The sequence below is a fragment of the Streptomyces sp. NPDC051109 genome (assembly GCF_044455885.1).
GTDB lineage: Bacteria > Actinomycetota > Actinomycetes > Streptomycetales > Streptomycetaceae > Streptomyces.
This window is the reverse complement of the sequence record NZ_JBITFF010000058.1, coordinates 1-7,512: the sequence shown is the minus strand read 5'-3', so window position 1 is coordinate 7,512 and position 7,512 is coordinate 1. Positions and strand designations below refer to the sequence as shown.

8 protein-coding genes and 2 pseudogenes are annotated in these 7,512 nt (G+C 70.1%); 5 read left to right on the top strand and 5 right to left on the bottom strand.

The genetic code is table 11. The features are described from left to right. Together ACIBAD_RS37415 and ACIBAD_RS37410 are read right to left on the bottom strand one after the other, a co-directional pair. Window positions 1–266: transposase family protein (locus ACIBAD_RS37415; protein WP_398911512.1), on the bottom strand; the 266-nt coding region annotated here is incomplete at its 3' end. Between the two features lie 943 nt (window positions 267–1,209). Further along, window positions 1,210–2,397 carry an MFS transporter gene (locus ACIBAD_RS37410; protein WP_398911510.1) on the bottom strand — a complete coding sequence of 396 codons (1,188 nt, stop codon included), beginning with the start codon at window positions 2,395–2,397 and terminating at the stop codon, window positions 1,210–1,212. Window positions 2,398–2,993: 596 nt separating this feature from the next. Here ACIBAD_RS37410 and ACIBAD_RS37405 point away from each other — a divergent pair. Both ACIBAD_RS37405 and ACIBAD_RS37400 read left to right on the top strand, forming a co-directional pair. Continuing rightward, complete coding sequence (locus ACIBAD_RS37405) at window positions 2,994–3,632, top strand: ClpP family protease (protein ID WP_398911508.1); 639 nt, start codon at window positions 2,994–2,996, stop codon at window positions 3,630–3,632. 1 nt (window position 3,633) lies between these two features. Then, on the top strand, window positions 3,634–4,236 hold the full coding sequence (locus ACIBAD_RS37400; RefSeq protein WP_398911506.1) for a ClpP family protease: 603 nt from the start codon (window positions 3,634–3,636) through the stop codon (window positions 4,234–4,236). Window positions 4,237–4,320: 84 nt separating this feature from the next. Here the strand turns inward: ACIBAD_RS37400 and ACIBAD_RS37395 are convergent, their stop codons facing one another. Both ACIBAD_RS37395 and ACIBAD_RS37390 read right to left on the bottom strand, forming a co-directional pair. Next, complete coding sequence (locus ACIBAD_RS37395; RefSeq protein WP_134068480.1) at window positions 4,321–4,752, bottom strand: helix-turn-helix transcriptional regulator; 432 nt, start codon at window positions 4,750–4,752, stop codon at window positions 4,321–4,323. Window positions 4,753–4,939: 187 nt separating this feature from the next. After that, window positions 4,940–5,111 (bottom strand): annotated as a pseudogene (locus tag ACIBAD_RS37390) (HNH endonuclease); the annotation flags it as partial. Between the two features lie 191 nt (window positions 5,112–5,302). On the opposite strand from ACIBAD_RS37390, the gene ACIBAD_RS37385 reads away from it, so the two are divergent. The 3 genes and pseudogenes from ACIBAD_RS37385 to ACIBAD_RS37375 all read left to right on the top strand — a co-directional run. Continuing rightward, the gene (locus ACIBAD_RS37385) at window positions 5,303–5,434 is read left to right on the top strand and encodes a hypothetical protein (protein WP_398911504.1); all 132 of its coding nucleotides are present in this window, start codon (window positions 5,303–5,305) and stop codon (window positions 5,432–5,434) included. Window positions 5,435–5,477: 43 nt separating this feature from the next. After that, a complete protein-coding gene (locus ACIBAD_RS37380) occupies window positions 5,478–5,951 on the top strand; it encodes a GNAT family N-acetyltransferase (RefSeq protein WP_398911502.1) in 474 nt (157 codons plus the stop codon). 15 nt (window positions 5,952–5,966) lie between these two features. Next, window positions 5,967–6,590, top strand: a pseudogene (locus tag ACIBAD_RS37375) (sugar nucleotide-binding protein); the annotation flags it as partial. A gap of 277 nt (window positions 6,591–6,867) precedes the next feature. Here the strand turns inward: ACIBAD_RS37375 and ACIBAD_RS37370 are convergent. Then, the coding region (locus tag ACIBAD_RS37370) for a serine hydrolase domain-containing protein (protein ID WP_398911501.1) at window positions 6,868–7,512 on the bottom strand (645 nt) is incomplete at its 5' end.

Genomic DNA, 7,512 nt, shown 5'->3' with positions numbered 1-7,512 from the left:
GGGCCGGCGAGAGCGGCGAGCACGGCGGCTGGGGCATCGGTGGCCCACTCCGCGATCGCGGTCAGGGACTTCGCGCCGGCCAGCACCGCGCACGCGGCGAGCGTGAGGACGAAGGCAAGGGGGTGGCGGCGGCCCTTGGCCCGGCGCGGATCGGGCACCGTCGCGAGGTGGTCCAGCAGGTGTGGGTGTTCCCCGGGCGCGGCGGGCCGGGCGGCGGCGAGCTGGCCCAGGCCAGCGGGGATGGGCGATGATGTTCGGGCAGGCACGGTCTTCCGTTGCGGTGGTCAGGGACTCGACACCTCATGATCACCCGGAGTCCGTGCCTGCCCCCGTTCCAGCCCGATCCATGAACACCGCAGCCGCATCCCATGCCTGAACCGGCATCAAAACGGATACTTCGCCTGAACGACGCGGCCCTGGCCTGGCAGCGCTGCCGAGGCTACGCAGACAATGCCGAGGAGGTACCAGTAGAGTCCCACTGATCCATTTTCGGTGCACCTCGGCGAGTGCCCCTGCGAAGCGTCCGCAACGACGGCATACGGCCAAAGCCGACCCGTACGCGGCACCGCTGTCCTGCCTCACGCACGCCGCCAACGCTACCGTCACGTTGCGGTGACGGTCCCCGGCTACGGTGCCGCTTCGGGCCCAGACCTCCGCACCTCGACGGGGTAGGCCCCCTGCACGGGGCCGGTGCCCAGCACGCCATCCGTGCTGGGCACCCGCACAGCCGGAGAGAACTCTTCGAGGCCCGGGTTAAGGCCGCCGAAGCCACCCCGCCCCGGCAGCTTTCGCAAAGGACCTCAGTTCTACGACAAGCTCAAAGGAAGCCCACCAAGCTGGTCAGACATTGCGCTGAACGGGAAGAACCACTCCAGCTCTACGCCACCGCGATCAACCTGCTCGCTCTGGAGAACGCCGCCCTGACCGGAGCGAGACCGATACCGCCCAAGTGGTGGCTCTGCCCCGCCCCGAGAACTCTCCGTGAGCAGGAACTGGGCGCTCAACACGGCGAAACCTTTAGGGGTAGCCCCGAGATAAGGCCAAAGCCGCCAGTACTTGATCTTGGCGTCCGGCCCGTTTCGCTCGTCACCCATTCGCCAAGGGTCGTTCGTGGGACCCGCCCCCTGGACGTCGACTTCAGTCCGCTGCGCGGCAATGTCCCCGGCGTGGACGGCTACGGCCAGGCGGCCTGACACACCTACTCCCTGCTCATCCCGTCACTTCCGCGGCAACGCCCGGCTGCGGCCGGGTCCGCATGCCCCAGCGGGCAAGAGAGGGGCCGGCAGCGCCCAGCGCCGCGAAGAACAACGCCAGCAGCAGCCACCCCGTCGTGCCGAGGCCGAGCACCACCGTGGTCAGGATGGCCGGGGCAACGGCCTGGCCCGCGTTGAAGCCGAGGCCGAGGAGTCCTTGGTACTGGCCCTGGGCGTGGTCGGGGGCAAGACCGAAGCCGAGGGCGAAGCCCGCCGAGGACTCCCAGACCTCAGCCAGGCTGTGGACGAAGATCGCTGCCAGGACCAGTCCCGCCGCCGCCCACACCGGGGTGTACGCCGCCAGCGCCATCAACGGGCAGCTGACGAGGAAGAGCAGCCGCGCGATGCGAAACGCCCTGCCGCCGTCGTGCGGGCTTTCGATCCGGGAGCCGATCCTCGTCTGCATCAGCACGCAGAAGGCGGCATTGACGGCGAACAGCGCGGCGATCGTCCAGCGCGGCGCTTCGGTGTGCTCGGAGATCCAGATCGGCAGGAGCAGGGATACCACCGGGTATTGCAGTCCCATGGCTCCGTAGAGGGCGGTGAACGTCAGAAACGGGCGGTCCGCGAAGGCGATCCAACGACGCTGCTGCGGCGGCGCCGGCAGCACCGGATAGCGGGGCAGGAGGAGCAGGAGCGCCGCGCACAGGGCGAAGCTCGCCGCGTTGCCGAGGATCAGCGTGACGTAGGCGCCACGGGTGTCCGCGGCCAGTGCCGCCCCGGCACCCACCGTTCCGAGGATGACGCCCAGGTTGACGAAGGTGCGCAACCTCGCCCGGAACAGGGCGGGGCGTTCACCCCCGACCCGGACCACCAGTGCGCCCCAGGCCGCCCCACCGGCCGCCGCGGCGATCTGGTCGACCGTCGCGGTGATCGTGAACGCGGTCCAGCTCTCGACGAGGACGAGGGCCGCCATCGACAGTGCCTGGACCACGAGGGCCACCATCATGATCGTGCGGGCCCTGCGTCGGTCGGCGAGGTGCCCTCCGGGTATCCCCGCGCACAAGCCGATCAGCCCCGCGATGGTGAGTGCGGCGCCGACCTGCACCGCGGGCAGGCCCACGACCACGGTGAAATAGAGCGCCGACGCCGCGTTGAACAGACCGTTGCCGACCCGGTTGACGAAACTGGCGGCGATCAGCACGCGCTCCGGCCTGCTATCCCCCGCCACGCGGCCCATTCGGCCTGCCAGTCCGCTCTTGATCACGGACGGCAGGCTAGCAGCGGTCGCAGAACCCGCCGCAGCTGCACCAAAGTCGAGTGCCCCCGACTTTTGGCTGCCTTACTTCGGTTCTACCCCCTTCGGGCACAACGGCCCGCAGAGTCCTTGCCGACCCGTGGCGGGAAACAGACACCACCCGATACGGCATGAGCTGCAGAACCGTGCCTCCCCCGAGAATCACAAACAACAGGTGAAACATGCGAGAGAGCCCCGGGCACCGGCCCGCGCCCCACAACTCCCCCAGCACAGCCCGCGACTGCCCGCCGAGCCGGCCTCGCCGCCGAGCCCGGCCCCGCCCCCTCCCACCTGAAGCCTCCCACCACCTTCTGACCGCCATCCAGGCAGCCCTACGGCGGGAAGGCGGCGGAGTCCTGCCGTGCGCCGACCGCTTCCAGCTACGAGTGCCGTGACGTCGTGTCCGCCCGTGGCGGATCTGCCGGGGGCAGAGGAACGGCGTCCGGGGGGTTCCCGAGGTCAAGAGTGGAGTCGACGGCACCCCGCCTCGACAAGGAGAAGAGATGACTACCCTGACCATCCTCGCGCCCCGCGCGGAGGAGGGCGACACCCCGCCCGGCCACTTCGACGACCACCTCGCGGCAAGGCTGCTCGACCAGCGGATCGTCCTCCTCGGCACCCAGGTCGACGAGGTGTCGGCCAACCGGGTGTGCGCGCAGCTGCTGCTGCTGTCGGCGCAGGACCCGCGCTCCGACATCAGCCTGTACGTCAACAGCCCCGGCGGGTCGGTCACCGCAGGTCTCGCCATCTACGACACGATGCGGCTCATCCCGAACGACGTCTCGACGCTGGCGATGGGCTTCGCCGCCAGCATGGGCCAGTTCCTGCTCACCGTGGGGACGCCCGGCAAGCGGTTCGCACTGCCGAACGCGCGGATCATGATGCACCAGCCCTCGGCGGGAATCGGCGGCACCGCCGCGGATATCGAGATCCAGGCGGAGAACCTCCAGTTCACCAAGAAGGCCGTCGAGCGGATCACCGCCGAGCACACCGGCCAGAGCGAGGAGACGATCGCGCGGGACGGCGACCGGGACCGCTGGTTCACGGCCGAACAGGCCAGGGAGTACGGGATGGTGGACCGGGTGGTGGAGTCGCTCGCCGACATCCGCCCGGCCACGCCGCGCCGACGGGCGGGGCTGTGACATGGGGTCGTACACGGTTCCCTACGTGATCGAGCGGACCGCGCAGGGCGAACGGTCCTACGATGTCTTCAGCCGGCTGCTGAACGAGCGGATCATCTTCCTCGGCACCGAGATCGACGACCAGGTCGCCAACGTGGTCATCGCGCAGCTCCTTCACCTGGAGTCGGCGAGCCCGGAGCAGGAGATCTCGATCTATCTCAACTCGCCCGGCGGATCGTTCACTTCGCTGATGGCGATTTACGACACGATGACGTTCGTGCAGGCGCCGATCTCCACCTTCTGCGTCGGTCAGGCGGCGTCGACGGCGGCGGTGCTGCTGGCGGGCGGAGATCCGGGGCGACGGTTCGTGCTCCGGCACGCGCGGGTGCTGCTCGGCCAGCCGGCCAGCGGCGGCCGGCAGGGGACGGTCTCCGACCTCAGCCTCGCAGCCAAGGAGATGGTCCGCATCCGCTCGCAGGTGGAGGAGGTTCTGTCCCGGCACACACACCACGACATGGCGACGCTGCGCGCGGACATGGACCGGGAGAAGGTGTTCACCGCCGAGGAGGCCGTGGCCTACGGGCTCGCCGACGAGGTGCTGAGCCGACGGTTCGCGTTCGTCTGAGCCCGCGCGGGCGTGGTCGAGAGCCAGCGGGCCGGCCGGTACGACGGGGGCGCGCCCCGTCGTACCGGCCGTGGGCGGGTCCGGTCAGGCGGCGAGGCAGAAGCCGTCGTACTGCGCCGTGGGTGACGTGCGGCCCCGGACCACCCGGCTCCGGGTGTGCCGGGCCAGCTCGTCACCGGCAAGCAGCAGCAGGTCGGCGAGCCCGAGCCCCAGGGCCTGGGCGGCGGCCGCGAGCACCTCGGAGGATGCCTCCTTGCGTCCCCGCTCCACCTCCGACAGGTACGGCATCGAGATCCGGGCCGCCTCCGAGACGTCCTTCAGGGTGCGCTCCTGGGCGAGCCGCTCGCGCCGCAGCACGCCGCCGACGAGGTCACGCCACAAAGGCTCCCTCGGCGCGCGTGGCTGTGGACCCCCCACGGGTCGCCGCGGGGCGCCCGCCGCCCCGCCGGAACCAGGCGACGGGGTCTGCGGGCGCAGGAAGATGACGCGGGGCTCGTTCGGCGCATGAGTGCTCACCCCCTCACCCTACGGATCCGGGGCGCCGGGGGAAGGGAGTGGCCTTCTGCCCTGGGTGAAGCCGCGTGCCTCGGACGACGCGGCTCCGGACGCTAGAGCGTCCGCAATGCCGGTCGGTCGATGCCCCGTTCGTGGTGCGACGTCGTCCGCGCCACCCTACGGGGCCAGGATGAACTCCACGGCGGTGCCACCGGAGCTTGCTCGCGGTCCACTCCGCGCCGTACCGGCACAGCGCATCTTCCGACGGCGGCAGCCACTGAGCGCGATCCTGGTCCGCCTTCTACCGGTTCGAGCGGGCAGTTGGCCGCGACCGGGGAAGCCTCCTGCCCGAGGTCGTTCGCGTACGCCTCACGCCGCGCCGTCTGCGGCCGCTGTGTCATAGGTGTTGCCGATCGGGGTCGCTGCCTCCGCGCTCCCGCTCGCCACCGAGGACCGGACCAGATATCAGCGGACCAGCTTCCGACACTGGAACACCGGCGCGAACCCCTCCGACCGTGGCCGTCTTCGCCCACAGGTACATGCGGCAGCAGTGGCCGAGGGAGGGTCGGTCATGCCGATCGCCGCGGTCATGATCGAGCCCATCAACGGCACCACCGGCGGCGCCTTCGTCCCCCCAGACGGATACCTGCGGCTCTCCACCAACTCGGACGGCCCGGAAAGTAGAACCGACGGTCCCCACTGAGCCGACTCGCAAACGCCCTCGAAACCCGCGGAGGTGCCCTGCCATGACCAGTGACGACGTCCGTGTCCGTCGTGCCGAAGACTCCGACGCACGCCCCGCGGCCGGTCTGTGGCTGCGTTCCTTCGCCGCCGCGCTGCCGACCGTGCGCTGCGCCCACGACGAAGCCGGCGTTCGCGACTGGTTCGCCCGCGTGCTCGTGCCCCAGTACGAGACCTGGGTGGCGGTCACCGGCAGCAACGTGGTGGGGCTCATGGTGCACAACGGCGGTGAGCTGAAACAGCTCTCACTCGACCCCGCGTGGCGCGGGCGGGGCCTGGGCGACCGTTTCATGTCCCTGGCCAAGAAGCGGCAGCCGGACGGACTGGCGCTGTGGACGTTCCAGGTCAACGAATCGGCCCACCGGTTCTACGAGCGACACGGCTTCATCGCGGTCGAGCGAACCGACGGAGTACGCAACGAAGAGCGAGAGCCGGACGTCCGCTACGTCTGGCCTCCCCCACCAACACACCGACGATGAGGGCAATGAAGGCGGGCCGACTGGGCGACCACGGCAGAGGGCCCCATCCGGCTCGCGATGGTCGCAGCGACGTACGGAACCCGCATGGTACACGTGTCCAGCGACGCAGTGTTCTCCGGTGCGCAAGTCCACTATGACGAGTCCAGCCGCCCCGATCCCGTCACCCCCTACGGCGCGGCCAAAGCTGCGGCAGAGACCGGCGTCCTCGCCGTACATCCGAAGGCTGCTGTCGCCCGGACATCGCTGATCATCGGTTATGGGCGGTCTGCCCACGAGAAGATGATGCACGAACTCGCCGATGGCACGCGCGACGGTGCGCTATTCACCGACGACATCCGTTGCCCCGTGCACGTCACCGACCTGGCCGCCGCCCTCTTGGAGCTCGCGGCCACCGACACAACCGGCGTCCACCACCTCGCAGGCTCCGACGCAGTGAGCCGTCACGAACTTGGCCTGCTCATCGCCGAGCGGGACGGTCTTGATGCCTCCCGGCTGCCCACGGGCCTGCGGGCCGACAGCGCCCTTCCCGGCGCGCTCGACGTGCGCCTCGACAGCCGGGCAACCCAGCGGACTTTGCACACCACACTGCGCGGTGTCCGACAGTTCCTGCACCCCACCGGGTACCAGCCCAGCCTGTAGCCCCACGAACGAGCGGCCAGATCCGGCGGGCGGGCTGGTGCGCCCGTCCCGGCCGGACTGGGCGTTCTTCCGCGAATTGGCGGTACAGCTGGGGCCACCCTGGTTGGCCGGCGTTGGCCAGGCCCCGCCGCGAGGACGGGCGCTGGGCGGGCCGCTGCACGCCAGGCCGCTGCTGGACTGTATGGGGTCGGACCTCTCCTTTGCGTCTCAGACAAAAGGCCGGGGCCGGCCGCCTTTGGCGGCCGGCCCCGGCGATCAGACGTTCGACAACCTTGCCTCAGTCGCACAGGGCTGCCATCTGCGCCTTGCCCAGTCCCTTACTTCGCGGGACGGGCGGCTCGCCCTTCAGGTCCGCGCCGAGGTCGTAGACGTTGGCGGCGAGGACCAGCTGCCGTTCACCGTCGGCGGTGGTGAGGGACACGCTGGTGAAGCCCGGTCCGCCACCGTCGGTCTCCCAGACACTGGTCGGCTTGGTGTCCGGCTCCGAGCCGCACGGCACGTCCATGCGCTGCACGCCGAGCCCGTACGCCGGTGACTTGGGGAACTGCACCGTCGTCAGGAGTTCGCGCTGCTGGGCGTGGCGCAGCAACTTGCCAGCGAACAGGGCCCGGTGGAATCGGGCCAGGTCGTCGACCGTGGAGATCATGGCGCCGGCGGTCCAGTCGTAGGACGGGCTGAATCGGGTCACATCGTGTCCCGTGAGGTCGTAACCGTGCAGATGAGGGCCGTGAATGGCCGGGTCGGTCAGCGGGAAGGAGGTGTCCTTCAGGCCGAGCGGGGCGAGAATCCGCCGCTGAATCTCGGAGGGCGCGCTGTGACGTGTGACCGCCTCGATCACCAGACCGGCGAGTAGGTAGTTGGTATTGGAGTACGACCAGCCGCTGCCGGGCGCGAAGAGCGGCTGGTGCCGGACCGCGCGGGC